Here is a 26,329-nt window from a genome sequence, read left to right on the forward strand (position 1 = left end):
TCGCCCGCGCGGCGGGCACTAGGCTGAGCCGATGAGTGAGAACTGCCTTTTCTGCGGGATCGTGGCCGGAACCATCCCGTCCCAGCAGGTCGCCGAGAACGAGCGGGCGATCGCCTTCATGGACATCAACCCCGCCACCCGGGGGCATTTGCTGGTCGTGCCGCGAGCACATTCCACCGATCTGCGGGAGACCGCGCCCGACGATCTGGTCGCGACCACCCTGCTGGCCCAGTCGCTGGTCAGCAGGGTGATCGAGCGGCTGGACGCCGACGGCGCCAACCTGCTCAGCTGCATCGGCGCCGACGCCTGGCAGAGCGTGTTCCACACCCACCTGCACGTCGTCCCCCGCTACAAGGACGACCCGCTGAAACTCCCCTGGCACCCGACGGCCGGCGACCCCGACAACATCGCGGCCACGGCTGACACCCTTCGCGCGGTGTAACGCCTGGCGGCCTCATGACACTGCACTGGCGGAAGAGATTTCGCCGAGAGCAGCTGAGGTCACCATGTCAGCAATCACCGCCGACCAGCGTCCCGTCCAGGACACCGCGCCCGATCGGACGCGGAGGCCGCCGTCCGTCGTACGCCGGGCGCTGGCGCGGCGGTTGCTGCCGCTTCAGTTGGCCGCCTTCGTCCAGGGGATCTGGCTGTGGGTGCCGGTCGAGAAGTTGTTCATGACCGAGATCGGCTTCGACGCCGCCACGATCGGTGTGATGGCTGCCGCGTACGCCGCGGTGGTGCCGCTGGTCGAGGTGGTCTCGGGGGTCCTCGCCGACCGCTGGTCCCGGCGCGGCGTGCTCGTCCTCGCCGGGATCGCGATGCTGGTGAGCCTCCTGATCGGCGGGTTCAGCCACCACGTGATCACCTACATCGCCGCGGCGCTCGTCCTCGGCGTCTACCTCGCGATGTACTCCGGCACGGTCGAGGCGATCGTCTACGACACCGTGCTCGAGGAGACCGGCGACAGTACGGCGTACGAGCGTCAGATCGGCCGGATCCGGCTGCTCGAGAGCAGCGCGCTCGTCCTCAGCGCCTTCGCCGGCGGCTGGATCGCCGGCGTCACGTCGACCCGGCTCACCTACTTCCTCACCCTGCCCTTCGTCGTCCTCTACCTGGTCGCGCTCTCCCGGTTCCGTGAGCCGCGCCTGCACCAGGCCGGGGAGCGCTCTGCGCTGCGGGCGCACCTGCGGACGACGTACCGGGCGATCGTGCATCGCGGCCGGCTCATCCCGATCGCGGCGGCGGCGGTGATGTCGGCCATGATCCTGCAGACGATCTTCGAGTTCGGCCCGCTGTGGCTGATCGCGCTCTCCGCGGCTGCCGTGCTGTACGGACCTTTCTGGGCCGGCCTGGTCGCGACCCTCGGCATCGGCGGTCTGCTGGCCGGCCGGCTGAAGCTTGACCGGCCGCTGCCGGCAGCCGCTGTCGCGGTCGTCATGCTGCTTGCCTGCGTGACCATGACGACCAGCCACAACCTGCTGGCTTTGACCGGCGCCATGATCGTGCTCGCGCTGCTGGTCGTTGTCGCAGGCATCCACGTCAGCCACTTGATGCATGATGCGGTGCCCTCGACGATCCGGACCGGGGTCGCCTCGGGCGTCAACGCGATGTCGTGGATCCTGTTCCTGCCCTTCGCGCTCGGCTTCGGTGCCGTCAGCAAGCAATCCGGCGTCTACACCTCCGGCTGGATGATCACCGTGGCCGCGGTACTGGCCGGCGCCGCCTTGATCTGGGTGACTCTGCGCCCCGTACAGCGGACCGCTGTGTGACTACGCTGAGCCGATGGACGACTTCCCGCCGGACGAGGAGCTGGTCGCCCGGTTGCGGGACGGGGACGAGACCGCTTTCGCCCTCGTGCTGGACAGCTGGTCCGGCGGACTGCTACGACTGGCCAGGACTTTCGTGTCGACCGAGGAGTCGGCGGCCGAGGTCGTTCAGGAGACGTGGCTCGCGGTGATCGAGGGGATCGACAAGTTCGAGGGCCGTTCGTCGGTGAAGACCTGGGTCTACCGGATCCTGACCAACACGGCCAAACGCCGCGGCATCCGCGAGCACAAGGTGATGCCGCTGAGCAGTCACGCCGCCGACGAGCCGACGGTCGATCCCGCCCGGTTCCGGCCCGCCGGCGATCCGTTCCCCGGCCACTGGTGGGAGTTTCCACTCGCTTGGCCGACACCCGAGCAGGGCGTGCTCGGTTCCGAAGTACGGGAGTTGCTGGCCGCGGCGCTTGACGGGTTGCCAGAGCGGCAGCGGGCGGTGATCGCCTTGCGGGACGTCGAGGGCTACAGCTCCGAGGAGGTATGCGAGTTGCTCGAGATCTCCGCGGCCAATCAGCGGGTGCTGCTGCACCGGGCGCGCGCGTCGGTTCGCGGCACACTGGAGGAGTACTACACGCAGGAGGCGAATCCATGACCGAGCTGAACTGCCAGGAGTTCGTGGAGCAGGTGACGACTTTTCTCGAAGGCGAGCTCGATGCCGACGCGGAGCAGCGGTTCATCGACCACCTCCCGCTGTGCGACGGGTGCGACCGCTATCTCGATCAGATCCGGCAGACCGTGCAGGCCCTCGACGGGTTGCCCGCGAAGACCATCTCCCCCGCCACTCGCCAGGCGTTGCTCGACAGCTATCGGCGCGCGACCAACTCGTAGACGGCGACGAGCTCACCGACCAGGGCACCCCAGTCATACCGCAGTACTGCGACCCGCCCCGCCTCGCGCAGCTTGTCGAGCTCGTCAGGCGAACTCAGCAACCGGGAAGCCTGCGCGGCCAGCGCATCGGAGTTGCCCGGCTCGAACAGCTCGCCCAGCCGGCCACCGTCGAGTACCTGCCGGAACGCGGCGAGATCACTCGCGAGAACGGGCGCGCCCGCGGCCATCGCCTCCAGCAACACGATCCCGAAGCTCTCGCCCCCGAGATGCGGTGCCACGTAGATGTCCGAACCAGCCAGCATGTCGGCCCGCGCCTCGTCGTCGATCGCGCCGAGGAACAGCACGTTCTCGCGGCAATCCGCAGGCAACGATCGCCGAGCGTCATCCGCCTGCCCTGTTCCCGCGACCAGCACCTTCAGACCGGGCCTCTCGGCGACCAGGCGCGGTACGGCGGCCAGCAGTACGGCGAGACCCTTGCGTGGCTCGTCCATCCGGCCGAGGAAACTGATCGTCCCGTCGGTGCCCTGCCATTCGGGACGGATCCGGCCGGCGAACCGACTCGTGTAGAGGCCGTTCGGGATCACCACGGCCTCACCGCCGATGTGCTGCACCATCATCGAGCGCGCGTTCTCCGACACCGCGATCCTCGCGTCGAGCTTCTCCAGCGCGGGTCGCAGCAGCCCGGCCGCCGCGCTCATCGCCCGCGAGCGGACCTGCCAGGTGTGGAAGGTGGCCACGAACGGCCCGTCACCGGCCCAGAGCGCGATGATCGAAGCACTCGGCGTGGTCGGCTCATGCACGTGGACGACATCGAAACGCCCCTCGGTCAGCCAGTTCCGCACCCGCGCCGCCGTCCGCGGCCCGAACGTCACCCGCGCGATCGACCCGTTGTACGGCACCCCGACCGCGTGCCCCGCCGACACGACGTACGGCGGCGCCTGGTCGTCGTCCACCGGCGCCAGCACCGACACTTCGTGGCCAAGGGCAAGCAACGCCTCAGCCAGATCCCGAACATGGTTCTGCACCCCGCCAGGCGTGCCCAGCGAGTACGGACAGACCAGCCCGATCTTCATTAGTCCACGAAAATTTGTTGCAGCATGTGCCAGTCCTGTGGGTGGTCGGCGATGCCGGTGGCGAAGGCGTCGGCGCAGCGTTGGGTCATCTGGGCGGGTCCGCCGGTGCGGTCGATCGGGTCGTGGAAGGTGATGACCAGGTCGGGTCCGTCGTAGTGCAGCGTCGCCGGGATCAGTGGGGCGCCGGTCCGGACGCTCAACGCGGCGGGGCCGGCCGGCATCCGCGACTGCCGGCCGAAGAACTTCACCGGTAGGCCGCGCTCCGACAGGTCCCGGTCGGCGACCAGACAGACAAAACCGCCCGCTCGCAACCGCTGCGCCAGTACTCCGAACACGTGCTCGTCGCTTCCCGTCAGGGGAAGCACCTCCATACCGAGTTTGGCACGGTAGGCAACGAACCGGTCGAACAGGGACTCAGGACGCAGCCGCTCGGCCACCGTCGACACCGGCATCCCGGTCCGGCCCGCCCAGGCGCCCGCGTGGTCGTAGTTCGCCAGGTGCGGGAGTGCGCAGATCACGCCCTTGCCCGCGGCGTGCGCGTCGCGGAGTACCTTCTCGTTGACCGTGCGGACCCGGCCGACTATCCGCGCGTCGTCCCACTCGGGCAGGCGGAACGCTTCCTGCCAGTAGCGCAGGTACGAACGCATCCCCGCGCGTGCCAGCGCGTCGAGTTCGGCAGGGGTCGCGTTCGGCCGGACCACGGCGAGGTTAGCCCTCAGACGCTGAACGCCGCGCCCGTTGCGGCGGACGACGAAATCGGCGGCGCGCCGGAAGATCGCCGTGACGAGTCGCTCGGGCAACCGCCGTACCAGTGCCCAGGCGAGCGCGAACGTCAGATCGACGACCCGCTGCCGCAGTGCCTCCACAGCTCAGGAAGTGGCGGGCGGAGTGCCTGGGCCGGGGTTGGCTGTCCCGTCATCCGGGCCGGCCGGCGGAGTGGGCGGCGTACCGAGGCCGGCGTTGGCGGGGTCGGCGAGGACCTGTTTGCGGACCGACAGGGTTCGCTGGACCACCGTGATGGTGCTGGCGACGGCCAGGGCGCACAGGATGATCTCGAGCAGGATCGGCAGGTTGAGGACGTCGGAGAAGAAGCCGACGACCAGGACCGCGACCAGGCGGTCCGACCGCTCGGCCAGGCCACCGCTCGCCTGCAGGCCGAGACTTTCCGCCTTCGCCCGCGCGTACGACGTGGTCGCTCCCATCACCAGCGCCCACAGCGCCACCGCCGCCATGAACGAGGAGTCGCCCGCGCTGCCGGCGTAGTACAGGACGAGGCCGCCGAAGATCGCGCCGTCGCCCAGCCGGTCCAGCGTGGAGTCCAGGTAGGACCCCCACTTCGACGACGTGCCCGAGGTGCGGGCCATGTAGCCGTCGATCAGGTCGGAGAAGACGAAACAGGTGATCACCACCGCGCCCAGCCAGATCTGCCCGCGCGGGAAGAAGATCAGCGCCCCGGCGCTGACGCCGATGGTGCCGACCAGGGTGACGGCATCGGCGCTCACCCCGAGCTTGAGCAGGAGGTTGGCGATCGGTGCGATCACCTTGGTCCAGAACTGCCGGAATCTGTTAAGCATGGCGTCGCGATCGTAGTCCAGCCGGGTCGCGGATGGGTCAACCGGCACCCGAACAGCTTCCGCAACTCCCCTCCGGTGCCGCACCATGGGCTCACGCCCACCGTCCGCCGGGAGGTCCGAATGACCGTGCCCCCGCCCCGCGCCGTGCGCCTGCGACAGGTCGTCGCGGGCTGCGTGATCCTCGGGTTGGTGGCTGGTTGTTCGGTGGCGCGGCGGGCGAATCAGGCCCCGCCGTCCACGCCGCCGCCACCCACGGTGATGCCGAAGGTGGTCGCCCCTCCGCAGGCGGAAGGGCTGGACGGCTCCGCGGGCGAGCCGGGACCGACCGTGTGCTCAGCCGTGACGGCGACCCTGAGCAAGGAACTCCGGCTGCCCGTCACGGCCAAGCCCTTCTCCTGGAACGACGGCGGCCTCCCGGCACTCGACCTGTGCACTCTCGTCCTCGAGGGCCGAACGGTCACGGTCGGCATCAGCGCCCTCCCCAAGCAGCCGGATTCGCTCGACCGGCTCATCGCCGACTCCGGTACGCCGGAACTGCTGCCCGAGCTAGGCCCTGACGCACGCATCACCCCGTCACGCGTGGTGTTCGCGGTCGACGACCGTGCGGTGAGGGTGCTCTCGACCGGCGGGATCAACCGCCAGCCGACGGGGATCGCCCGCGCGAAGGCCATCGCGATCGCGCGGGCGGTGCGCACCGTCGTACCGAAGTTGCTGCGGGAGACGCGGCAGTCCGATTCGGCGTGTCAGCTAGCCACTCCCGAGGCCGAGCAGTTTGTCGGCGTGCAGGTGCAGTTGCGGCGGGACTATCGGGTGAACGGCGCACTGACCTGTATCTGGGGCAGCTTCGACGCGACCATCTCGATCGTCGAGTCGTTCCACCCCGACAGCATCCCGGAGGCGATGCAGACGCCGCCGCCGCGGTCAGCACCGATCGGCCGGCCTGGGTACTACCTGCCCGAGCAGGGCGAGCTCGTCTTCCGTCAGGGTCGCCGCGTGGTCCGGGTGACCGGCCTGACCAACCCGCCGCGCGAAATCCCGCTACAGACGCTCCTCGACTTGGTCGCCCCGCTGATGCCGCTGTTCCTTCGTTAGGAGCTGGTCGGCCAGGACTTGGCGAGGAGGGCGCGGGTGTCCGACAGCAGTTGCGGCAGGACCTTCGTCTGGGCGATCACCGGCATGAAGTTGGCGTCGCCACCCCAGCGCGGCACCACGTGCTGGTGCAGATGGGCCGCGATCCCCGCGCCGGCGATCTCGCCTTGGTTCATGCCGATGTTGAACCCGTGAGCGGCCGACACGATCCGCACAGCCTGCATTGCCTGCTGGGTCAGCCTCGCCACGTCACTCACTTCGGCCGCGGTCAACTCGGTGTAGTCGGCGACATGCCGGTACGGGACGACCATCAGATGGCCCGGGTTGTACGGATACAGGTTCAGTACGGCGTACGCCGCCTCGGCCCGCTGCACGATCAACCCGTCCGCGTCCGACAACGACGGCATCCGGCAGAACGGGCACCCCTGCCCCGCCGCACCGATCACCGGCTTGTTCTCCCCGGCGATATAAGCCATCCGGTGCGGGGTCCACAGCCGCAGGAACGGATCGGGGACGCCGATCCCGTCCTGCCGGTCCACACCTTCCGGCTCGTACGGCGAATCGCCGGGGAGATCGGTCATACCTGCACGCGCTTCTTCACGGCCTCGACGATTTCCGCGACCGCGTCGGCGATCGGGATGCCGTTCTTCTGGGTGCCGTCGCGGTAGCGGAAGGAGACCGAGCCGGCCGCCATGTCCTCGTCGCCCGCGATCAGCATGTACGGCACCTTCGACTTCTGGGCGTTGCGGATCTTCTTCTGCATCCGGTCGTCGGAGCTGTCGATCTCGACCCGGATCCCCTCCGCCTTGAGCTGCGCGGCGACGTCGTACAGGTAGTCCACGTGGCCATCGGTGATCGGGATGCCGATCACCTGGACCGGCGCGAGCCACGGCGGGAAGACGCCGGCGTAGTGCTCGGTCAGCACCGCGACGAAGCGCTCGATCGAGCCGAACAGCGCGCGGTGGATCATCACCGGCCGCTGCCGCGAGCCGTCGGAGGCGGTGTACTCCAGCTCGAACCGCTCCGGCAGGTTGAAGTCCAGCTGGATCGTCGACATCTGCCAGGTCCGGCCGATCGCGTCCCGGGCCTGCACCGAGATCTTCGGGCCGTAGAAGGCCGCGCCGCCCGGATCCGGCACCAGCTCGAGACCGGAGCTCTCCGCGACCTCGCGCAGCGTCTCGGTCGCCTCCTCCCAGACCTCGTCCGACCCGACCGACTTCTCCGGGTTCTTGGTGGAGAGCTCGAGGTAGAAGTCGTCCAGGCCGTAGTCGGCGAGCAGGCCGAGCACGAAGGTCAGCAGGTTCTTCAGCTCGTCGCGCATCTGCTCGCGGGTGCAGTAGATGTGCGCGTCGTCCTGGGTGAAGCCGCGGGCCCGGGTCATGCCGTGGATGACACCGGACTTCTCCAGCCGGTACACGGTGCCGAACTCGAACAGCCGCATCGGCAGCTCGCGGTACGAGCGGCCGCGCGCGTCGAAGATCAGGTTGTGCATCGGGCAGTTCATCGGCTTCAGGTAGTAGTCCTGGCCCTGCTTGCGGATCTCGCCGTCCGGCCCGCGCTCCTCGTCCAGGTGCATGGGCGGGTACATGCCGTCGGCGTACCAGTCCAGGTGGCCCGAGGTCTCGAACAGCTGCGCCTTGGTGATGTGCGGGGAGTAGACGAACTCGTAGCCGTCCTCCACGTGCCGCTGGCGCGAGTAGTCCTCCATCACCTTGCGCAGTACGCCACCCTTGGGGTGGAACACCGCGAGGCCGGAGCCGATCTCGTCGGGGAAGCTGAACAGGTCGAGCTCGGTGCCCAGCTTGCGGTGGTCGCGCTTGGCGGCCTCCTCCAGGCGGGTCAGGTATGCCTTCAGCGCGTCGCGGGTGTCCCACGCGGTGCCGTAGATGCGCTGCAGCTGCGGGTTCTTCTCGCTCCCCCGCCAGTACGCCGCCGCGACGCGCATCAGCTTGAAGTTGCCCAGATACCCGGTCGCCGGGACGTGCGGCCCGCGGCACAGGTCCTTCCAGGCGACCGAGTCGTCGCGCCGGATGTTGTCGTAGATGGTCAGCTCACCGGCGCCGACCTCGACCGAGGCGCCCTCGGCGGCATCCGCTGAGGCAGACCCCTTGATCCCGATCAGTTCCAGCTTGTACGGCTCGTCGGCCAGCTCGGCCCGCGCATCGTCGTCCGAGATCACCCGGCGGCTGAACCGCTGCCGCTCCTTGATGATCTGCTGCATCTTCTTCTCGAGCTTGGCCAGATCCTCCGGGGTGAACGGGGTGGCCACGTCGAAGTCGTAGTAGAAACCGTTCTCGACGGGCGGCCCGATACCCAGCTTGGCGTCCGGGAACAGGTCCTGGACGGCCTGCGCGAGCACGTGCGCGGTCGAGTGCCGGATGATCGCGAGCCCGTCGGCCGAGGAGGCCGGCACCGGTTCGATCTCGTCGCCGTCGGCGACCACCCGGGCCAGGTCGCGCAGCTCCCCGTTGACCTTGGCGGCGATGGCGGAGCGATCCTGGCCGAAGATCTCGGCGAACAGCTCTCCGACGGTCGTCGTCTCGGTCACGCTCCGCTCAGCCTCGCCCTCGACGCCGATCAGATGGACCTTGACTTCGGACACGTTCACTCCTCGAGTACGCCGCCCCGCCGTGCGCGGGCCGTCACATCGCAGATGGTATCGAGTCCACTGCCGGGGCGACGCGGCCCATCCACAGGGGGAGGCCGACCTGACGAAAGTCAGGGGTAGGACGCTCCCATAGTCCGATGTGCCGGGGTGCCTTCGATTTCTAGGTTCGTAGTCACACTCCGAATCTGAAGGGCTCCGTGTGATCACCCTCGAAGCACTCACCAAACGCTACGGCGAGACCACTGCCGTGGACACGCTGAACCTGACCGTCGCCGCCGGCCGGGTGACCGGCTTCCTCGGCCCGAACGGCGCCGGCAAGTCGACCACGATGAGGATGATCCTCGGCCTCGACGCCCCCACCCAGGGCCGCGCCCTGGTCGACGGCCGCCCGTACGCCGACTGGCCGGCCCCGTTGACCAAGGTCGGCGCGTTGCTCGACGCCAAGGCGCTGCACCCGCGGCGGACGGCTCGCAACCACCTGATCGCGATGGCGCGCAGCAACGGCCTCCCGGTCAGCCGGGTCGACGAGGTGCTGTCGATCGTCGGTCTCGACGAGGTGGTCCGCAAGCATGCCGGGCAGTTCTCCCTCGGCATGGGCCAGCGCCTGGGCATCGCCGGCGCGTTGCTCGGCGACCCCGAAGTACTGATGTTCGACGAGCCGGTGAACGGGCTCGACCCGGACGGTGTCCGTTGGGTCCGCCGGCTGATGCGCGACCTCGCCGCCGAGGGCCGGACCGTCTTCGTGTCCAGCCATCTGATGAGCGAGATGCAACTGACCGCCGACCAGTTGGTCGTGATCGGTCGCGGCCGGTTGATCACCGATGCCCCGATCGCCGAGGTCATCGCCGGCTCGTCGCGAACCACCGTCCGGGTCGGGCTTCCGGATCGCGCGGGACTCACGCTGCTCCGCGAGCGGCTGTTGCCCGAGGCGGAGCAGGTCGAGACAGTGCCGTCGCCGCTGGGGACCGGCCAGCTCATCGTCAGCGGAGTACCGGCTGAGCGGATCGGTGACCTCGCGCACGAGCTCGGCGTACGGCTGCACGAACTACACACCGAGCGCGCGTCGCTCGAGGAGGCCTACATGGAACTCACGGCGGACAGCGTTCAGTACGGGGTGGCGTCATGACCGACGCGATCCTGCACTTCACCCACGAACTGATGTCGTCGTGGTGGATCTACCTGGCGTTGTTCGGCTTCGCGGCGCTGGACGGGTTCTTCCCCGCGGTCCCGAGCGAGACGCTCGTCGTCACGGCCGGCGTCTTCGCCGCCCTGGGCGAACCGAACCTGTACGCCGTGATCGCGGTGGCTGCGGCCGGAGCCTTCCTCGGCGACCACGTCTCGTACGGGCTCGGCCGCGGCGCCGGCGGCCGGATGCTCGACCGGCTCGAACCGGGAACCAAACGGCACAAGATGTCGCTGTGGGCCCGCAACGCGCTTGAAGAACGCGGCGGGTTGGTGCTGGTCGTCGCTCGCTATGTGCCGGGCGGCCGCACCGCGGTGACGCTGACGATGGGCGCGGTCCGGTATCCGCTGCGGAGCTTCTCGTTCTTCGCCGGACTCGCCGCGGTCAGCTGGGGGCTCTACTGCTCGCTGGTCGGCTACATCGGCGGCAAGGCGTTCGAGGACAACCCGCTCAAGGGCGTCGCGCTCGGCATCGGTCTCGCCCTCACGGTGACGTCGATCGTCGAGGTCGTCCGGCACCAGCGGCACAAGCGCCGTACCCCTCAACCTCAGGTCGAGGATGACGCCGAACTGGTTCAGACAGGAGAACGATGAGCACGGCAACCATCACCGTCTCGCAGAGGTCGAGCGGGCTGCGCGACGCGGTCGCGTCGGAATGGACGAAGCTGTGGACGGTCCGGTCGAGTTGGCTGAACCTGGTGGCCGGTGTGGCGCTGACCGGTTTGCTGGCGATGCAGTACGGCTTCTCGACGGCGTACGACAATGAGCATCTCGAGCCCGGTGAGCTCGCCGAGAAGGCGGCGGTCGGTGGGGTCGCGGTGTCCGTGACCGTGATCGCCCAGGTGATCGTCGCGGCCTTCGCGATGCTGACGGTGACGTCGGAGTACGCGACCGGCAGCATCCGCTCAACCCTGCAATGGACCCCGGTACGCCGGAACGTGGTGCTCGCGAAGGCCATTGTGCTCGCTCCGGTGCTGTTCGCCTATGCGCTCGGGCTCGGCGTGATCGCGGCGATCGTCGGTGGCGTGACGATGGGCCAATGGGCCGACTGGGACCTGGCCACGCTCGTGGTCGATCTGGTCTCGGTGGCGCTCTACCTGACGCTGGCCGGTCTCATCACCACCGGACTCGCCTTCGTGATCAAGAGCACCGCCGGCACCCTCACGGCCGCCTTCCTGCTGCTGATCGTCATCCCGATGATGCTTGCCCAGAGCAACATCACTCCCCTGGTCTGGATCGCCGCTCTCCTCCCCGGCGGCGCCGGCCAGAACTACCTCAATGGCTCGACCGATCCCCTCTCCCCCACGGCGAGCTTCCTCGTACTGGCTCTGTGGGCCATCGGAAGCCTGTCCCTCGGAACGAAGCTGCTCCAGCGCCGCGACGCCTGAGATCCAGCGCGATAGTTAGCTCTTGCGCTAACTATCGCGCTGGTTAATACTTAGCCGTATGGCACAGTATTCGGCGCAGCTCGACGGGGTCTTCGTCGCCCTCGCGGACCCGACCCGGCGGGCGGTGATCCATCGCCTCGGGCGCGGGCCGACCAGCGTGGGCGACTTGGCCTCGGCCTTCCCGATCACCCTGCCCTCGTTCATGAAACACGTCCGCACGCTGGAGTCGAACGGGCTGATCCGCACGGTCAAGACCGGTCGGGTGCGCACCTGCGTGCTCAACCGCGAGCGGCTCGCGCTGGTCGACGACTGGCTCGCGAACGAGCGCCGGAGCTGGGACGAACGCACCGACCGGCTGGAAGCCTTTGTCACCGACCCGAAGGAGAAGCACCGATGAACCCCGAGCTGGACCTGGTCCTGGAGCGCGTCATCCGCGCTCCCCGCGCGACAGTCTGGAGCGCGTGGACCGAGGCGTCCAAGTTCGAGCAGTGGTGGGTGCCGGCGCCGGCGCTGTGCCGGGTGGAACGGTTGGAGGTCCGGTCCGGTGGTGCTCTGGTGACCAGGATGAGCGAGGACGGTGTGGACTTCGTCCCGCATCTCGACGCGACCTTCCTGGTCGTCGAGGAGCTGGAGCAGATCGTCTTCACGAACGCGATCGACAGCGACTGGCGTCCGACCCGCCCCGAGCCGATCGCGATGACCGCCGAGATCGTGCTGGCCGACCATCCGGACGGGACCGGCTACCGGATCGTCGTCCGCCATGCCGACCCCGCCTCCCGCGCTCTGCACGCCGAGCTCGGCTTCGCGGATGGCTGGGGCTCGGTCACCGAACAACTGGCCCGCGTCGCCGAGGCCGGGGAGGCTCGATGAAGCTCGTGCTGACCGAGTTCGTCACGCTCGACGGGGTCTGCCAGGGCCCCGGTTCACCCGAGGAGGACACCATCGACGGCTTCACCCGCGGCGGCTGGCTGGTGCCGCACCTGGACGAAGTGTTCGTCCGCCGTACGTCGGAATGGCTGGGGCTCGCGGATGGGTTGCTGCTCGGACGCCGGACGTACGAGGCGTTCGCGCGCGACTGGCCACAGATCACGGACCCGGACGACCCGTACTCCGAGCGGATGAACGCGCTCCCGAAGTACGTCGTGACGAACACCCTGACGGAAGCAAACTGGCACCCGACGACGGTGCTGACCGGCGATCCGATCGAGTCGGTCGCGAAACTGAAAGCCCAGCCCGGCCGAGAGTTACAGATCCACGGCAGCGCGCGCCTCGGTCAGACCCTTCTGTCGGCGGGCCTGGTCGACACAGTCCGCCTCACCGTCGCCCCCACCATCATAGGCGCCGGCCGACGCCTACTAGATCACCCCGGCGCAGCGACCGGCCTACGCCTCGTGAACCACGAAAGCACCTCAACAGGCTTGCTGCTTCTCGAATACGCCTGCACCGGCACTGCGCCCGCGGCAACCTACGAGGGCGTCACAGCCTTCGTCTAAGAACAAGACAGCGGGGTGATGGCCACCAAGGCCATCACCCCGCTGTTGCTGTTGCTGTTTAGCGCGGGACGTTCAGTGCGATGGTTACCTGCTCGGCGACCTTCGCGGCCAGCTCCAGGGCTGCTCGGCGGGTGGCCGGCTGGAGAGCCGAGTGGTCGAGCGGGCCTTCGGCGGCGATGTGCGGGTCGGTCGGGATGTCGACGACGGCGGCCGCGCGGGACTCGAAGTACGGGCGGAGCTGCTTCTCGACCTCCTTGTTGACATCGCCCGGTCCGTTACTGACCGCGATCACCGCCCGCCGGATCAACCGCTGCGCGTCCGGCCCCTGGTGGTCGAGCTCCTCCAGCATCTGCACGGCGGCAGCGCAGGACAGGCTCTTCCACTTGATCGGGATGACCAGGACGTCGGAGGCCTTCATCGCCTCGCGCCAGTTGCTGGAGCCCTCGTTGTTGCCGGTGTCGATCACCAGCACCTTGTAGAAGCGGCTCAGCAGCCGGTGGATCTGGTCGAAGTCCTTCGCCTCGATCTGCGCGTATGTCGTCGTCGCCGACGTCAGTACGTCGTACTGCCCCGACACCTGGTGCCGCAGGTAGGCCCCGACGTCACCCAGCCGTGCATCCGGCTGCGTGAGCATCTGCATCGCCTGCAGCAGATCCGTCACGGTCGACCGGCTGTTGGTGTCGTGGGTGCGCAGGTGCATGTTGCCGCGCAGCTCGTTGTTGTCCCACGCGACCACGCCACCACCACGCGCCTGGCCGAGCGCGCCCGCCAGCAGCAGGGTCGTCGGCGTCTTGCCGGACCCGCCCTTTGGGTTGGCGATCGTGATCGTCACCGGCCGCCGGAACGCGGTCGCCGCAGTGGCCCGGGCAATGCGCTCCAGCCGCTCCGCAGTACCGGGGCGAAGTCGCAGTACGCTGCGGACGCCCTTCTCCGCCGGAGCTTCCCGCGGCAACGGGAGCGCCTGCAGCAGCTCGTCAGCGCGGTACGAGACCTGACGCTCGGGCTGCGGCGCCTGCTGACCAGGAACGCCCTGCGGGAAGAAGTGCTGAGCCGCCGGGGACAGCTGAGACTGCTGGTCCTGCTCGACCGGCTGGGCCCACGGATCCGCTGCAGGCTCGTTGGCACCGCTCTTGGCCCACGGGTCGGCCGCAGGCTCCGGCTTACCGGTCCTGCTCCAGGATTCGCCTGTCTGCTCCTGACCGGCGGACTTGCTCCACGGGTCGGCGGCGGGCTCCTGAGCCGGCTGCTTGGACCACGGGTCAGGCGTCGGCGCCTGAGCGGCAGCCGGCTGGGACCAGGAGTCGCCCGGGTAGTCCGGCGAGAGCGCGTCGGGCTGCTGCTCCTCGACTACCTCCTCGCCCTCTTCGGGGTCGGGCGTCGCCTGGCTGCTGCGCGGCGTAGCGGCCGGCGGGCTCTGCTGGGCGGGCGGGTGCTGCGCAGGCGGGCTCTGAGCGGGCGGGTTCTGGGCCGGCGGCGTAGCGGCAGGGCTGGGATCCGGCTGGGTCCAGGACGGGGTCGGCTGCCACATCCTCCGGACCTCGGCCGCCGCCGCTTCCCGGTCCTTGTGCTGTCCGGAGTTGTGCGAGTCGGTCACGACCTAGATCCCCCGATTTCTGTGGGAGGGGGCGGGGCTGCCGCTCCCCTGGGGCTTGCTTGCTGGAAACATCCCAGGCACATCCGGCCCGGGACGTCTACTATCCCATGACCGGGAGTCCAGGCGATGTCACCCGCCGGAGCGTCGGCCGGCCACCCCCGATCCCGGCCGGCCGGTGGCCGCTAGTCCGCGACCAGACCTGCTTCGTAGGCAACGATCGCGGCCTGCACCCGGTTCTTCACCCCGAGCCGGGTGAGCACAGCGCTGACATAGGCCTTCACCGTGCCCTCGACCAGGAACAGCCGCCCGGCGATCTCGGCGTTCGACAGCCCGGCACCGACCAGGGCCAGTACTTCGCGCTCGCGCGGACTGAGCACGTCGAGTTGCTCCTTGGCCGCCGCGGCCCGCGCCATCCGGCCGCCACCCGACCCCGCACTCAGTTCGGCGATCACTCGCTGTGCGACCTTCGGCGACAGGTACGCCGCGCCGTCCGCGACGGCCTTCAGTCCGGCGATCAGTTCGTGCGGATCACCCGACTTCAGCAGGAACCCGCTCGCGCCGTCCCCGAGCGCCTTCGCGATGTAGGCGTCCTCGGAGAACGTGGTCAGGATGACCACCGCGGTGTCCGGCACGGTTCGCTTGATCTCGGCCCCGGCCGCCAGCCCGTCCATCCGCGGCATCCGGATGTCCAGCACCGCGACGTCGGGCCGGTGGCGCTGCGTGAGCGTGACCGCCTCCTGCCCGTCGGCGGCCTCGGCGACGACCTCGATCGCCTCGTCCGAGCCGAGAATCGCGCGCACCCCCGCCCGGACCATCGCCTCGTCGTCGGCCAGCAGCACCCTGATCGTCACGGTGTCCCTTCGGGGGTTGGTTCGACCGAACCGGTCTGAACGATGTCCTTGGCGACCAGCGCGCCGCCGCTGAAACACAACCGGTACGCGTAGTTGGCCGAGAACGGCGGGGCCGGCCGGTAGAACCGGCAGGCCCAGTTTTTGGGCGCCGGCTGCCGTTCGGTCGGCGCATCGATCATCTCCATTGCCGGGAGCAACCGCTCGACCTCCTCGACCGGCTGGCCGACCCGCAACGTGTCGTAGACGTTCGGGCGCAGGATCGAGCTGTAGCCGGTGACCAGATAGTAGCCGAGGGCAACCAACCCGACGATCAGGCCGATCGCCAGCGGTGCGGCGACGGCGGCGATCAGCCCGCGCCGGGCGTTCCGTCGTACGGTGGCTCGCTCGTCGGCCGTCGCGGACTCGATCGCCTTCTCCGCTTCGGGCTCGGGCCGTCCGCCGGCCTGCGGGATCCGCGCGACGACCTCGAATCCGCCGGTACTACGAGGTTGCGCGGTCAACGTTCCGCCGACGAGCCGGACGCGTTCCGTCAACCCCGCCAGGCCGCGGCCGGTCGACGGGACGCCCGCCGGCTTCGGCGCACCCGTGTCGGCGATCCGCACCTCGACCTGGTGGGCGACCCGCGAGACGGTCACGGTGACTTCGGCGCCCGGCGCGTGTTTGCTCGCGTTGGTCAGCGACTCCTGGACGACGCGATGCACAGCGCGGTCGACCATCGGGGAGAGCTCGGCACTGCCTTCCTGGACAAGCTTCACGGCCAGACCGGACGCGGCCGCGCGGTCGACCAGGTCCTCTACACTCTCCTGGGCCGGCACGACCGGCGCCGCGCCGTCACGCAGTACGCCGATGATCTCGCCGAGTCTCTCCGTCGCGGTGGCGGCCGCCTGGCGGAGCTCCTTGGCGGCGTTGCGGTGGCGTTCCGGGAGCTCGGCGTCGACCTCCAGGGCGGCAGCTCGCAAGGCGATCAGGCTCAGCTCGTGGCCGACCGAGTCGTGCATGTCCTCGGCGATCCGGGAACGCTCTCTGAGCCGTTCCTGGGCGATCTCGAGGCGATGCTCACGCTCGATCCGTTCGGCACGGTCCCAGCCGGCCGTCGTGAGCAGCACCTGCTGTGCGCGGTACCGGCCGATGAGCCAGGGCAGTACGACGAGCAGCAAGGCGAGCAGGAGCATGACCATCCAGCTCAGGACGGACTCGCCGACCGGCTCGTCGGGCTGCAGCAACAGGCCGAGAGCAAGCAGTGCGGCGACTTCGCAGCTCGCCATGATCACGAAGTGCCGGAGCTGCGTCTCGCGGCGACCGGACGCGTAGGCCAGCAACGAGATCGCGGGAACGAGCGCGATCGGTACGCCGAGCGTCGTCCCGAGACTCGCGGCGAGAATCACGACCTGCACCGAGATCACCAGGGTCAGGCCGGTCAGCGGTCGCGACCTTCTGAGGAAAACGCCGGCGCCGAGGGCCGCGATGCAGCCCGCCTGCATCCAGTACGGATCCTGGCGGGCGCCGCTCTCCGCGAGCACCAGCAAAGCTAGACCGGCCCAGATGCCGAAGTCCCCCGCCCGTGCCCAGTTCACGCCCTGACGCTACACAAGAGCGAGCTGCCCGCAGTACTGACGAAAGTCAGGTGGGGTCGGCGTCGACGATTTCGAACGGGACCAGGGACAGCTGGGGAACCGACTCGCCGCGGAGCTGGGCGAACAGCAGGTAGACCGCCTTGTCACCCATCACGCGCTGGTTCTGGCGGACGTGCAGGTACGGCGGGCCGGCGATCGGGTCGCCCGGGGAGTCGAAGCAGCTGATCACCAGGTCCTGCGGCCGACCGAGCGCCCGGTCGAGCATTCTCGCGAGGTTGTACTCGCAGGCGACGAACGCGGTCACGTCCGGGAAACGGCTCCGGAACGCCCGGATCGTCTCGAGGTCGGCCTGCACGCTCTCCGGCGTGAACGAGCCCGGCAGCGTACTGCGCAACTCGGTCAGCTGATGCGCCTGGTGGTCCCCACCCTCGCGCTCGGCGAACGCGGCCCGGAAACCCTCCAGCCGTTCCTCGATGCTCGACGTGTTCAACGGCGGCGGCGAGACGAATGCGATGTGCCGATGGCCCCGCTCGAGAAGCCGCTCGGTCAGGGCGCGCGAGGCGGCGACGTTGTCGGTGTGGACGGCCGACACCGGGATGCCGGACAGGTGCCGGTCGACCAGCACGATCGGGAACCCGTCGAGCACCTGACGCAGCAGGCTCGCGTTGTAGAAGTCGCCGTGCACCGGGAAGACGATGAGCCCGTCCACTGCCCCCGACGCGACCAGCGATTCCACTGCTTGTTCCTCGTCGGCTTGCCGGCCGCGGGTACGCCGTACGATCAAGTTCGCCTTTGCCTCGGCGCATCGCTCTTCGATGGATTGCAGCAACTCCAGGCCGTAGGCCTCCGACACGTCGGGGATGAGGAGGGCGATCGTCCCTGGGGTCTGGCCGCGCCGGGCGGGGCGAAGCGCGCCTTTCAGCGGAGTGGTGACGCCGTCGAGGTTGGGCAGCTGCTTGACGACGAACGAGCCCTTGCCGCGGATGCGCTCGATGAGGCCGGCTTCCCGCAGTACTTCGAGGGCTCGTTTGGACGTGATCCGGCTGACCTCGAACTGCGCCGCCAACTCCATCTCGGAGGCGACCCGGTCACCCGGCCGCAGCGCCCCACTGCGGATCTCCTCGAGCACGTGCGTGCTGATCCGCTCGTACAGCAGGGCCACGGTGTTTCGCCTCTCGGTCGGTCAGGTTGATATACCAAACCAGCCGACGGTGCCTGGAGGCAAGAGCGGTCAAGCTATATCAACCTCAGCCTCGGCCTACCGCGGTTGCACGAAGCGGAGCAGGTTGCCGGACGGATCGCGGAAGGCGCAGTCGCGGGCACCATCCGGGCGGTCGACCGGTTCCTGCATCACTTCCGTGCCGACGGCCTCGAGCTGCTCGAAGACCTCGTCGCAGTCGTCCGTCAGGAAGACCAGCCGGCCGAGCAGTCCCCTTGCCATCAGGTCCTCGATGGTCCAGCGATCGCTCGGCGGGACGACGGGGTCGACGCTCGGCGCTTCGAGCACGATCCGCAGGTCGGGTTGCGCTGGCGGACCGACGCCCGCCAGCCACGGACGGTCGTCAGCGGCGTACCCGCGTTTCTCGAAACCGAGGACGTCGAGGTAGAAGTCGAGCGCTTCGTCGAGGTCGCGGACGAGGAGCGTGCAGGACTCGAGCTTCATCACCGTGCCCTGTCGTCGGCGGGAAGAAACACGATGTCGAGCTCGTCGAGGCGATCCGGGTCGCCGTCGATGACGATGTCGGCGATCTTGCCGTCGGACAGGGTGAAGGTGAAGAGGGCCTTAGGCCGGCCGCGATGGCTCCAGATGGCCGCCGGTACGCCGTTGACCAGCGCAAGCCTTGCGGCCTGGGCCCGGCCGGCAAAGAAGGTGGCGACTGCCTCGGCACCACGGATCTCCCCGACCACGGCGTCGGGGTCGAGCAGGTCGACCAGTGCCTCGAAGTCCCCGCCGCGGGCAGCGGCAAGGAAAGCGGCGACCACCTCGCGCTTCGGGGAGCGCGCGGCGTCGGATTCCGCGGCTGCGCCCTGCACTCTGCGCCGGGCCCGACTGGCGAGCTGCCTGGCCGCGACCGGGGAACGGTCCATGATGGTGCCGATCTCGCCGAACGAGACCGCGAAGACGTCGTGCAGGACGAACGCGAGCCGCTCGGCGGGGGTCAGCGTGTCCAGCACCACCATCAGCGCGACACCGACGGAGTCGGCCAGCAGCGCCTCATCCTCGGGATCGGGCCGCTCGGGCGTGGGGCTGGTCGCTGTCGGCTCGGGCAGGTGGTCCCCGGCTGAGTCCTCGGGGCGGATGCGCCGGGCTTCGAGCATGTTCAGGCAGACCCGGGCGACGACGGTGGTCAACCATCCACCGGGGTTCTCCACCTGGCTCGTGTCGGCGCGGCTGACGCGCAGCCAGGCCTCCTGTACTGCGTCCTCCGCCTCGCTCGACGATCCGAGCATCTTGTAGGCGACTGCTTGCAAGCGGGTGTGGTGTTCGGCGAACCGCTTGGTCAGCCAGTCCTCTTCGACCATGAATGTCACGTTCCTTTGTTAGGGCCTGTCATACCTCCTGACCGGCAAATGCAGGCCGGTGTGACATCCACGATCACCAGGAGAGAACCGTGTCATTGCAGGTGAGCGCGATCATGCTCGGCGTCAAGGATCTGACCGGCGCCAAGAAGTTCTACACCGAAGGCCTGGGCTGCACGCTCGAGAAGGACACCAACCACTTCGTCCTGCTCGGCCTGGGCGACGGGTCCCCGCAACTGGCGCTGTACGAATGGGAGGCCGCGGCCGAGGACGCCGGCGTACCGTCCGAGGGTTCCGGGTTCCGCGGCGCCTCGTTCCACTTCAACCCCGACACGAGGGAAGAGGTCGACACGATGATCCGCGACGCGATCGCGGCCGGCGGCAGCGTCGTCAAGCCGGCGGCCCCGGCCCAGTGGGGCGGCTACTTCGGCTACTTCGCCGACCCCGACGGCTACCTGTGGAAGGTCACCACGTACGGCGAATAGCTGTTTTGTCCCCGGCCGCGCACTGCGGCCGGGGATGCCGATGGAGGACGGGAGAAGCTGGATGAAGTTCCGGGCCGTAGTAGAGCCTCCGGGTCCTATGCGAGGGCTGGAGATCCCTGAAGACGTGGTGACGGCGCTCGGCGACGGCAAACGCCCGCGGGTGACCATCACGATCAACGGACACTCCTGGAAGAGCAGGGTCGCGATCATGCGCGGCCGGTACCTGCTCGGCCTCAGCATCGCCAACCGCCAAGCCGCCGGTGTCAGCGAGGGCGACGAAATCGACATCGAGGTCGAACTCGACGCCGAGCCCCCGACCGTGGTCGAGCCACCGGATTTCGCTCGTGCTCTGGACGCCAACCCGGCCGCCCGGGCTGCGTACGACGGCCTGTCGCACAGCAATAGGCGCAAACACGTACTGGCGGTCGAGAGCGCCAAGAAACCTGAGACGCGGCTCCGTCGCATCAACACCGCCATCGAGCAACTCCTCGGCGAGAACCCAGCGACGTAGCCCCGCAGCGATCGCTCACCCGCCCTCCGGCACGGGTTGACCTCCGAGGGGTTGACCCCGCAAGGGCTGGGTTGCCCGGTGAGATTCCGGCTGGGCAACCCAGCCAGTGGGGGGTCAACCCCTCAGAGGGTTGGTGCGCGGCGAGTCTTTGTCGGTGGGTTGCGGCAGGGTGGGTCGCTAGGAGGTGGACCTCATGCGGATCAAGGGCAAGGTTGCCGTGGTCACGGGCGCGGCCGTTGGGATCGGGCGTGCGATCGCGCAACGACTGGCGGACGAGGGCGCGACCGTCGTACTCGCCGACATCGATGTGGCGGGTGGCGAGGAGACCCGCGCTCTCATCGGCGACGCGGCTTCGTTCGTCGAGACGGACATGCGCGACGACGCCGCGGTCGCCGACCTGCTCTCCTGCCGACCACAGATCCTGGTCAACAACGCGGGCGGCGGCGCGAAACTGCAGCCCTGTTTCCCAGCGGCGGATCCAGCTCGCTGGACCGCGTCTTTGGAGCTCAACCTGCGAGCCCCGATGCTCGCCACCCAACTCGCCCTGGAACCGATGCGCTCGGCCGGCGGCGGGTGCGTGATCAATGTGGGTTCTACGGCCGGCCTGGGGTACGGCGATCACGTCTCACCGGAGTACAGCGCGGCGAAGGCTGCTCTGCTGCGCTTGACGACGACCCTGGCTCCGCTTCGCGAGTCGCACAACGTCCGCGTCAACTGTGTCGTGCCCGACTGGGTCGCCACGGAACGCGGCATCGCGGAGTACGAGGCACTGCCTGAACGTGAGCGCGGTCCGACTCAGGTGCCGCTGGAGACCCTGACCGACACGGTCGTCGAGCTCATCACTGACGACTCACTGGCGGGCCAGGCGGTTCACCTGCCGCGCGGTGCGCCGCCCTCGTTCCTGACTTAAAGGTTCTCGGGAGCGCCGGTGAACTGGCAGCATGCCGACATGAACCGTCCTGGGGTGGGGTTTGCCGGCCGGCCGGTGGTGGGGATCGCGGTCCTGCTGGCCGCGGTACTGACTGCCTTGTCGGGGCGCTACGGGTTCCATCGCGACGAGCTGTACTTCCTCGCCGCGGCCGATCACCTGGATTGGGGGTACGTCGACCAGCCGCCGTTGACGCCGCTGCTGGTCCGGATCTCGACCGAGCTCTTCGGCGCCACCCCGATGGGGATCCGGGTGATCTCGACGATCACCAGCGCGCTGACCGTCGTGGTGGTCGCGTTGATCGCGCGCGAGTTCGGCGGCGGCCGTCGGGCTCAGGTCCTCGCGGCGACCTGTGCTGCCGTCTCGGGGTTTCTGCTGGGCGTCGGCCATCTCGCCTCGACCGCGACGTACGACCTGCTGGCCTGGATGGTCATCGCGCTGCTGGCGATCAAGCTGCTCCGCACCGGCGACGGCCGCTGGTGGCTGGCGATCGGTCTGGCCACCGGCATCGCCTTGCAGAACAAGCACCTCGTCGTACTGCCACTGGCCGCCCTCCTGATCGCCGTCCTCATCACCGGACCCCGCTCCGTACTACGCACCTGGTGGCTGCCCGCCGGCATTGCGGTGGCGGCCCTCATCGCCGCGCCGAATCTTCTGTGGCAGGCAGCCAATGACTGGCCGCAACTCACAGTCGCGAGCGGGATCAGCGAGGACGACGGGACCGAGAACCGGATCATGTTCGTCCCGCTCCAAATCCTCCAGCTCTCGCCGTTCCTGGTCCCCATCTGGGTCGCCGGCTTCCTCCACCTCTGGCGCTCCCCCACCCTCCGCTGGGCCCGCCCGGTCGCCCTCGCCTACCCAGTCCTGTGCGTCATCGTCCTGACACTGGGCGGCAAGTCGTACTACGCCCTGCCACTGCTCCTCGTACTCGTGGCCGCCGGCTGCCAACCCGTCATCAACTGGCTGACCACGCCCCGCGCCGCTGCACGCCGTACCGTCCTGACGATCGGCCTCGTACTGACGGCGGTCACCTCAGCCATCTTCACCCTGCCGGTACTCCCGGCCTCAGCCGTCAACTTCGTCATCCCCATCAACCAGGAACAAGGCGAACAGATCGGCTGGCCCGAACTGACCGCAGCCGTAGCCACCGCCTGGCACCAAATCCCCGAAGCCCAGCGCCCCCGCGCCACCCTCTTCGCCGGCAACTACGGCCAGGCCGGCGCCCTTAGCAAATACGGCCCAGCCCACGGCCTCCCCCAGCCATACTCCGGCCACATGAGCTTCCACGACTGGGCCCGCCCAGCCGACACCCAAGACGGCCCGGTCCTCCTGGTAGAGCAAGAACGCCAAACCCGCTACGAAAGCCACTTCACCAACTGCGCCCAGGTCGGCACGGTCGAGAACACCGCCGGAGCCAACAACGAAGAACAAGGCACAGCCCTAGTCCTCTGCCAATCCCCCACCGCCCCCTGGTCCCAAACCTGGCCCAACCTCCGCCGCTACTACTAAGCCAGCGCTTCGCCTGGCGGAGCCGCATCGCGGATCCGCGGACGGCTCCCACTCACAAAGCTCACCTGCCCGGCGCTGCCAAGGCGTGGGCGCCTATGTGTCGCGCTCCATGAAGCCGCTTTGTGAGTGCTGGCGGTCCGGCCTATCAGTTTCGGTGCTGCGTCGGGCCCCGACGGTCCTGCTGGACTTCGACGGCGAACAGGTCGAGCTCAACCACCAGAAGTTCAACGACCTGTCGATCACCTGGAACACGATCGATCCCGTCGGTCACTCAACCTGGTCGAACGGCACCCCGGAGGTACACAGCTTCTCCCTGGCGTGGCGACCTGAGCCCCGACCCGAGCTGGAGGTTCTCAAAGGCCAGCAGCTAACGGCCGTCGAGCTTCTCGAGTGGGCCGGCGGGGACGTCGCCGACCGCATGATCGCGGTCAGCTTCATCTTCACCGACAACCGCCTGACGATCAGCAACGCCCTGGACGAGAACGACCTGGAACTGGGCGCGCCCCACCCCAGCTACCGAAGACATCCCCTCCACTGACGTCGCTTACTGGAACGGCCGCACCTCAATCTTCCGATCGCAGACCTTGGACGCCTCGGCGGCAAGCTTCAGCACCACATCCAGATCGGCAGCCTCCCAAACCCAGATGCCGGCCAGATACTCCTTCGACTCCACGAAGGGTCCGTCGGTGAACACCGGCTGCTCCCCGCGGTTATCGATCACCGTGGCCGCATCGGTATCCGCAAGCCCACCCGCAAACACCCAGTACCCGTCAGCGATCAACCGCTCGTTGAACGCACTGATAGCCGGCAGCCGATCCGTACTCCCAGGATTCTCTTTGTCATCAATCACAGAAACCAGATAGCGCATCTGAAGATCATCTCCCTGTGCTGTCGAAGCATGGTTCTGGTAGTCAGAATTTCAGGCTGCCGTCAACAGGCAGCCTCACACCTCCTACGACCACCAGCACCCAATTCCGACACACCCGCCCGGACTTCCTCGAAGAAGTCTGCTCGCCGGCCCTCGCAGTTGATCGAGCCCCGGGCCTCGATCAACTGAAGAGTCTGGCGGCAGACGGTCGCCTGGGTCCCCGGCAGGAGACGAGCCGCGCCCGGGCACCCACGCGACGGAGGAGCGGCAGTCGCAGAGGGGTGGGTGGGAGCAGCCGGAGCGGGGAGTGACGTAGGAGCGACCGGCGGAGGGTGCGCGGGCGTAGTACAAGCAAAAAGCCGGCTCCGTGGAAGCCGGCTGATCATCGGGTGGGCGATACTGGGTTCGAACCAGTGACCTCTTCGGTGTGAACGAAGCGCGCTACCACTGCGCCAATCGCCCGGATCTGCTTGCACCGTACTGTGTTGCGGGTGAAACCATAGCGCATTGATCCGCGACGTACGAATCGGGCCGGGCTACTCTTGCTAGCAAGACGGAGACCCCGTCGCGTTGGAGACGTGATTGTGACTTTCTCGCACGACACCGAGCACGCGCTCGGCACGCTGGTCCGGCTGGTCAATACGCTGCCCGGGCCGACCAGCCAGGTCGACTCACTGGAAACGCTCGAGGATCTGGAGAAGTTCGTCCACGAACGCGAGTTCAGCGCGGTGGGCCAACTGACCGAGACCGATCTGCACGACGTCCGGGAGTTGCGGCCGCTGTTCGCGCCGGTGTTCACCACGACGTCCGACGCCGAGGCGGCCGCGATGATCAATGCGATCGTCGCGCGCGGTACGACGACGCCGCGGCTGACCAACCACGACGGTCATCCGTGGCACATCCACTATTCGCGCGACGGCGCGTCGCTGACCTGCCGGATCACGGTCGAGTGCGGGATCGCGCTTGCCCAGGTGATCTCGGCGGGCGAACGCGAGCGGTTGCGGCGCTGTGAGGCGCCGGACTGCGACGACGCGCTGATCGACCTGTCGCGGAACCGCTCCAAGCGGTACTGCGACGCCCGCACCTGCGGCAACCGCTTACACGTTGCGGCGTACCGCGAACGCCGCAAGTCCGCCGGCGAGTAGACGAATCAGCGTCCGGAGCACCCACTGGGGCTCCGGACGCTGCCGTTTCCTGCCACTGCCTTCTGGGGCGCCGACTACTACGGGCGTGCCCTTACGGGTCGAGGTCCTCCGCGGACCGCTCGGCGAACACCCTGGCGACGGCGGCGGTCACTTCACCCGGTACTGCGAGGTCGCGGTCGTCCGCCCGGTGGATCGCCTGGACGTCGCGCGTGGTCGAGGTGAGGAAGATCTCATCCGCGTCCGCCAGCATCTCGAGCGGCACGTCGCGCTCGACCCCGCCGAACCAGGCCAGCACCAGATTCCGCGTCACACCGGCCAATGCGCCCGACTGAAGGGTCGGCGTCACCAGCTCCCCGTCGTAAACGCAGAAGATGTTCGAACCGGTGCCTTCGCACAGATCTCCGACGGTGTTCGCGAAGATCGCCTCGCTGCCGCCGCGCGCCTTGGCATAGGCGAGCGCGCGGACGTTCTCGGCGTACGACGTGGTCTTCAGCCCGGCGACGGCGCTGCGCTCGTTCCGCACCCACGGCACGGTCACGATCGCCGAACTCGGCGCGGGCCGCTCGATCGCCTGCGACGCGACGATCAGCGTCGGGCCCGCGGTACCGCGATCCGACGACAACGGCGAGACCCCGCCGGTGTAGGTGATCCGCAGCCGGCCGAACGCGATGTCCGGGTCGGCCTTCACGACGGTCGCGATCGCGTCTCGCACCAGCGCCAGATCGGGCTCCGGCAGACCCAGCCCCGTCGCCGAGACGACCAGGCGGTCCAGATGCCGGGTGACCGCGAACGGCTGCCCGTCCACGAGCTTCAGGGTCTCGAAGACACCGTCGCCCGTCGTGAGCCCGTGGTCCAGCGGCGAGACGGCGGCAGACTCGTCCTGAAGTGCGCCGTTCAGCCAGATGATCATGCGTGCTCCTTCCAACCGCGCACACCTTATGCCGAGGGTCGTTCCGGGCCCGCCGGGGAGTCCGTGAGTGACCGGCCGGTGACCGCAGGTGGGACGGAAGGTGACCCCCGTTTTTGCACTGACACGGAGGTGCGCTAATGTTCTTCTCGCACCGAGGGGAACGAAAAACCCGGTTGCAGCGCGGACGTAGCTCAGTTGGTAGAGCGCAACCTTGCCAAGGTTGAGGTCGCCGGTTCGAACCCGGTCGTCCGCTCGGAGAGGGCCATCCTCCTGGTCGAGAAGTCGGCAGGCCAGCTTTCTCACCTGGTGGAGTGGCCGAGAGGCGAGGCAACGGCCTGCAAAGCCGTGTACACGGGTTCGAATCCCGTCTCCACCTCGA

At 68.5% G+C, this 26,329-nt stretch carries 30 protein-coding genes and 3 tRNA genes; 19 read left to right on the top strand and 14 right to left on the bottom strand.

All coding sequences use genetic code 11. The annotated features are described in order from the left end of the window. Positions 1-31: 31 nt before the first annotated feature. The 4 genes from ACQPYM_RS21660 (at position 32) to ACQPYM_RS21675 (ending at position 2,648) form a co-directional block, all read left to right on the top strand. Positions 32-442 (top strand): HIT family protein, encoded by a 411-nt coding sequence (locus ACQPYM_RS21660; protein ID WP_433002567.1) that lies wholly within the window; start codon positions 32-34, stop codon positions 440-442. 64 nt (positions 443-506) lie between these two features. Further along, complete coding sequence (locus tag ACQPYM_RS21665; protein ID WP_433002570.1) at positions 507-1,769, top strand: MFS transporter; 1,263 nt, start codon at positions 507-509, stop codon at positions 1,767-1,769. A gap of 13 nt (positions 1,770-1,782) precedes the next feature. Further along, positions 1,783-2,412, top strand: coding sequence for an RNA polymerase sigma factor (locus ACQPYM_RS21670; protein WP_433002573.1), 630 nt, complete (start codon positions 1,783-1,785; stop codon positions 2,410-2,412). Next, entirely contained in the window at positions 2,409-2,648 is a 240-nt protein-coding gene (locus tag ACQPYM_RS21675; RefSeq protein WP_433002576.1) for an anti-sigma factor family protein, read from the top strand. Before ACQPYM_RS21670 ends, ACQPYM_RS21675 begins: the two co-directional genes overlap by 4 nt. Here the strand turns inward: ACQPYM_RS21675 and ACQPYM_RS21680 are convergent. The 3 genes from ACQPYM_RS21680 to pgsA are packed head-to-tail and all read right to left on the bottom strand — an operon-like array spanning position 2,624 to position 5,343. Further along, on the bottom strand, positions 2,624-3,721 hold the full coding sequence (locus ACQPYM_RS21680) for a glycosyltransferase family 4 protein (protein ID WP_433002579.1): 1,098 nt from the start codon (positions 3,719-3,721) through the stop codon (positions 2,624-2,626). The two genes, ACQPYM_RS21675 and ACQPYM_RS21680, sit on opposite strands and share 25 nt — an antisense overlap. Beyond that, on the bottom strand, positions 3,721-4,587 hold the full coding sequence (locus ACQPYM_RS21685; RefSeq protein ID WP_433002581.1) for a phosphatidylinositol mannoside acyltransferase: 867 nt from the start codon (positions 4,585-4,587) through the stop codon (positions 3,721-3,723). Before ACQPYM_RS21685 ends, ACQPYM_RS21680 begins: the two co-directional genes overlap by 1 nt. Before the next feature lie 3 nt (positions 4,588-4,590). Beyond that, on the bottom strand, positions 4,591-5,343 hold the full coding sequence (gene pgsA / locus ACQPYM_RS21690) for a phosphatidylinositol phosphate synthase (RefSeq protein ID WP_433002584.1): 753 nt from the start codon (positions 5,341-5,343) through the stop codon (positions 4,591-4,593). Between the two features lie 72 nt (positions 5,344-5,415). On the opposite strand from pgsA, the gene ACQPYM_RS21695 reads away from it, so the two are divergent. Beyond that, on the top strand, positions 5,416-6,387 hold the full coding sequence (locus ACQPYM_RS21695) for a hypothetical protein (RefSeq protein WP_433002587.1): 972 nt from the start codon (positions 5,416-5,418) through the stop codon (positions 6,385-6,387). On the opposite strand, the gene ACQPYM_RS21700 is transcribed toward ACQPYM_RS21695, so the two are convergent. Both ACQPYM_RS21700 and thrS read right to left on the bottom strand, forming a co-directional pair. Further along, positions 6,384-6,965: an HIT family protein gene (locus ACQPYM_RS21700; RefSeq protein ID WP_433002590.1), complete on the bottom strand. Its 582-nt coding sequence runs from the start codon at positions 6,963-6,965 to the stop codon at positions 6,384-6,386. The genes ACQPYM_RS21695 and ACQPYM_RS21700 overlap by 4 nt on opposite strands. Beyond that, the gene (gene thrS / locus ACQPYM_RS21705; protein ID WP_433002593.1) at positions 6,962-8,986 is read right to left on the bottom strand and encodes a threonine--tRNA ligase; all 2,025 of its coding nucleotides are present in this window, start codon (positions 8,984-8,986) and stop codon (positions 6,962-6,964) included. The genes ACQPYM_RS21700 and thrS overlap by 4 nt, the downstream gene beginning before the upstream one ends. Before the next feature lie 205 nt (positions 8,987-9,191). On the opposite strand from thrS, the gene ACQPYM_RS21710 reads away from it, so the two are divergent. From ACQPYM_RS21710 to ACQPYM_RS21735, 6 genes are read left to right on the top strand one after another with little or no spacing between them, the layout of a single operon-like run. Then, positions 9,192-10,118 carry an ATP-binding cassette domain-containing protein gene (locus tag ACQPYM_RS21710; RefSeq protein ID WP_433002596.1) on the top strand — a complete coding sequence of 309 codons (927 nt, stop codon included), beginning with the start codon at positions 9,192-9,194 and terminating at the stop codon, positions 10,116-10,118. Beyond that, positions 10,115-10,768, top strand: a complete 654-nt coding sequence (locus ACQPYM_RS21715) for a DedA family protein (RefSeq protein ID WP_433002599.1) — start codon at positions 10,115-10,117, stop codon at positions 10,766-10,768. Before ACQPYM_RS21710 ends, ACQPYM_RS21715 begins: the two co-directional genes overlap by 4 nt. After that, entirely contained in the window at positions 10,765-11,562 is a 798-nt protein-coding gene (locus tag ACQPYM_RS21720; RefSeq protein WP_433002602.1) for an ABC transporter permease subunit, read from the top strand. Before ACQPYM_RS21715 ends, ACQPYM_RS21720 begins: the two co-directional genes overlap by 4 nt. Before the next feature lie 58 nt (positions 11,563-11,620). Further along, positions 11,621-11,959 (top strand): ArsR/SmtB family transcription factor, encoded by a 339-nt coding sequence (locus ACQPYM_RS21725; protein WP_433002605.1) that lies wholly within the window; start codon positions 11,621-11,623, stop codon positions 11,957-11,959. Further along, positions 11,956-12,432, top strand: a complete 477-nt coding sequence (locus tag ACQPYM_RS21730; RefSeq protein ID WP_433002608.1) for an SRPBCC domain-containing protein — start codon at positions 11,956-11,958, stop codon at positions 12,430-12,432. The genes ACQPYM_RS21725 and ACQPYM_RS21730 overlap by 4 nt, the downstream gene beginning before the upstream one ends. Then, entirely contained in the window at positions 12,429-13,055 is a 627-nt protein-coding gene (locus ACQPYM_RS21735; RefSeq protein ID WP_433002611.1) for a dihydrofolate reductase family protein, read from the top strand. The genes ACQPYM_RS21730 and ACQPYM_RS21735 overlap by 4 nt, the downstream gene beginning before the upstream one ends. Before the next feature lie 58 nt (positions 13,056-13,113). Here the strand turns inward: ACQPYM_RS21735 and ACQPYM_RS21740 are convergent, their stop codons facing one another. From ACQPYM_RS21740 to ACQPYM_RS21765, 6 genes are all read right to left on the bottom strand, one after another. Then, on the bottom strand, positions 13,114-14,649 hold the full coding sequence (locus ACQPYM_RS21740) for an AAA family ATPase (RefSeq protein ID WP_433002614.1): 1,536 nt from the start codon (positions 14,647-14,649) through the stop codon (positions 13,114-13,116). A gap of 182 nt (positions 14,650-14,831) precedes the next feature. Further along, positions 14,832-15,500, bottom strand: a complete 669-nt coding sequence (locus tag ACQPYM_RS21745) for a response regulator (protein WP_433002617.1) — start codon at positions 15,498-15,500, stop codon at positions 14,832-14,834. Then, positions 15,497-17,074: a sensor histidine kinase gene (locus ACQPYM_RS21750; protein ID WP_433002620.1), complete on the bottom strand. Its 1,578-nt coding sequence runs from the start codon at positions 17,072-17,074 to the stop codon at positions 15,497-15,499. The genes ACQPYM_RS21745 and ACQPYM_RS21750 overlap by 4 nt, the downstream gene beginning before the upstream one ends. Before the next feature lie 46 nt (positions 17,075-17,120). After that, the gene (locus tag ACQPYM_RS21755) at positions 17,121-18,236 is read right to left on the bottom strand and encodes a GntR family transcriptional regulator (RefSeq protein ID WP_433002623.1); all 1,116 of its coding nucleotides are present in this window, start codon (positions 18,234-18,236) and stop codon (positions 17,121-17,123) included. 96 nt (positions 18,237-18,332) lie between these two features. Further along, positions 18,333-18,737 carry a VOC family protein gene (locus tag ACQPYM_RS21760; RefSeq protein ID WP_433002626.1) on the bottom strand — a complete coding sequence of 135 codons (405 nt, stop codon included), beginning with the start codon at positions 18,735-18,737 and terminating at the stop codon, positions 18,333-18,335. Further along, positions 18,737-19,597 (bottom strand): sigma-70 family RNA polymerase sigma factor, encoded by an 861-nt coding sequence (locus tag ACQPYM_RS21765; RefSeq protein ID WP_433023353.1) that lies wholly within the window; start codon positions 19,595-19,597, stop codon positions 18,737-18,739. Before ACQPYM_RS21765 ends, ACQPYM_RS21760 begins: the two co-directional genes overlap by 1 nt. An 89-nt stretch (positions 19,598-19,686) precedes the next feature. Here ACQPYM_RS21765 and ACQPYM_RS21770 point away from each other — a divergent pair, with 89 nt between their 5' ends. The 5 genes from ACQPYM_RS21770 to ACQPYM_RS21790 all read left to right on the top strand — a co-directional run bounded on the left by ACQPYM_RS21770 (position 19,687) and on the right by ACQPYM_RS21790 (position 23,565). After that, on the top strand, positions 19,687-20,079 hold the full coding sequence (locus tag ACQPYM_RS21770) for a VOC family protein (protein WP_433002629.1): 393 nt from the start codon (positions 19,687-19,689) through the stop codon (positions 20,077-20,079). A 40-nt stretch (positions 20,080-20,119) separates the two neighbouring features. Continuing rightward, on the top strand, positions 20,120-20,590 hold the full coding sequence (locus ACQPYM_RS21775; protein ID WP_433002632.1) for a YdeI/OmpD-associated family protein: 471 nt from the start codon (positions 20,120-20,122) through the stop codon (positions 20,588-20,590). A gap of 193 nt (positions 20,591-20,783) precedes the next feature. Beyond that, on the top strand, positions 20,784-21,500 hold the full coding sequence (locus ACQPYM_RS21780) for an SDR family NAD(P)-dependent oxidoreductase (protein WP_433002635.1): 717 nt from the start codon (positions 20,784-20,786) through the stop codon (positions 21,498-21,500). Positions 21,501-21,539: 39 nt separating this feature from the next. Beyond that, on the top strand, positions 21,540-23,027 hold the full coding sequence (locus ACQPYM_RS21785; RefSeq protein ID WP_433002638.1) for an ArnT family glycosyltransferase: 1,488 nt from the start codon (positions 21,540-21,542) through the stop codon (positions 23,025-23,027). Between the two features lie 154 nt (positions 23,028-23,181). Beyond that, a complete protein-coding gene (locus ACQPYM_RS21790) occupies positions 23,182-23,565 on the top strand; it encodes a hypothetical protein (protein WP_433002641.1) in 384 nt (127 codons plus the stop codon). A gap of 6 nt (positions 23,566-23,571) precedes the next feature. On the opposite strand, the gene ACQPYM_RS21795 is transcribed toward ACQPYM_RS21790, so the two are convergent. Together ACQPYM_RS21795 and ACQPYM_RS21800 are read right to left on the bottom strand one after the other, a co-directional pair. Continuing rightward, positions 23,572-23,895 carry a YciI family protein gene (locus ACQPYM_RS21795; RefSeq protein ID WP_433002644.1) on the bottom strand — a complete coding sequence of 108 codons (324 nt, stop codon included), beginning with the start codon at positions 23,893-23,895 and terminating at the stop codon, positions 23,572-23,574. 390 nt (positions 23,896-24,285) lie between these two features. Next, positions 24,286-24,357, bottom strand: a tRNA-Val gene (locus tag ACQPYM_RS21800). A 116-nt stretch (positions 24,358-24,473) separates the two neighbouring features. Between ACQPYM_RS21800 and ACQPYM_RS21805 the strand changes: the two genes are divergently transcribed. Beyond that, positions 24,474-25,040, top strand: coding sequence for a CGNR zinc finger domain-containing protein (locus tag ACQPYM_RS21805; RefSeq protein ID WP_433002647.1), 567 nt, complete (start codon positions 24,474-24,476; stop codon positions 25,038-25,040). Positions 25,041-25,131: 91 nt separating this feature from the next. On the opposite strand, the gene ACQPYM_RS21810 is transcribed toward ACQPYM_RS21805, so the two are convergent. Next, complete coding sequence (locus ACQPYM_RS21810) at positions 25,132-25,950, bottom strand: aminotransferase class IV (protein WP_433002650.1); 819 nt, start codon at positions 25,948-25,950, stop codon at positions 25,132-25,134. Between the two features lie 180 nt (positions 25,951-26,130). Between ACQPYM_RS21810 and ACQPYM_RS21815 the strand changes: the two genes are divergently transcribed. Further along, a tRNA-Gly gene (locus ACQPYM_RS21815) sits at positions 26,131-26,203 on the top strand. Positions 26,204-26,255: 52 nt separating this feature from the next. Beyond that, positions 26,256-26,326: transfer RNA gene (locus ACQPYM_RS21820), tRNA-Cys, on the top strand. The last annotated feature ends 3 nt before the right edge of the window (positions 26,327-26,329 follow it).

Origin of the sequence: Kribbella sp. CA-294648 (assembly GCF_050943845.1) — a bacterium.
GTDB lineage: Bacteria > Actinomycetota > Actinomycetes > Propionibacteriales > Kribbellaceae > Kribbella.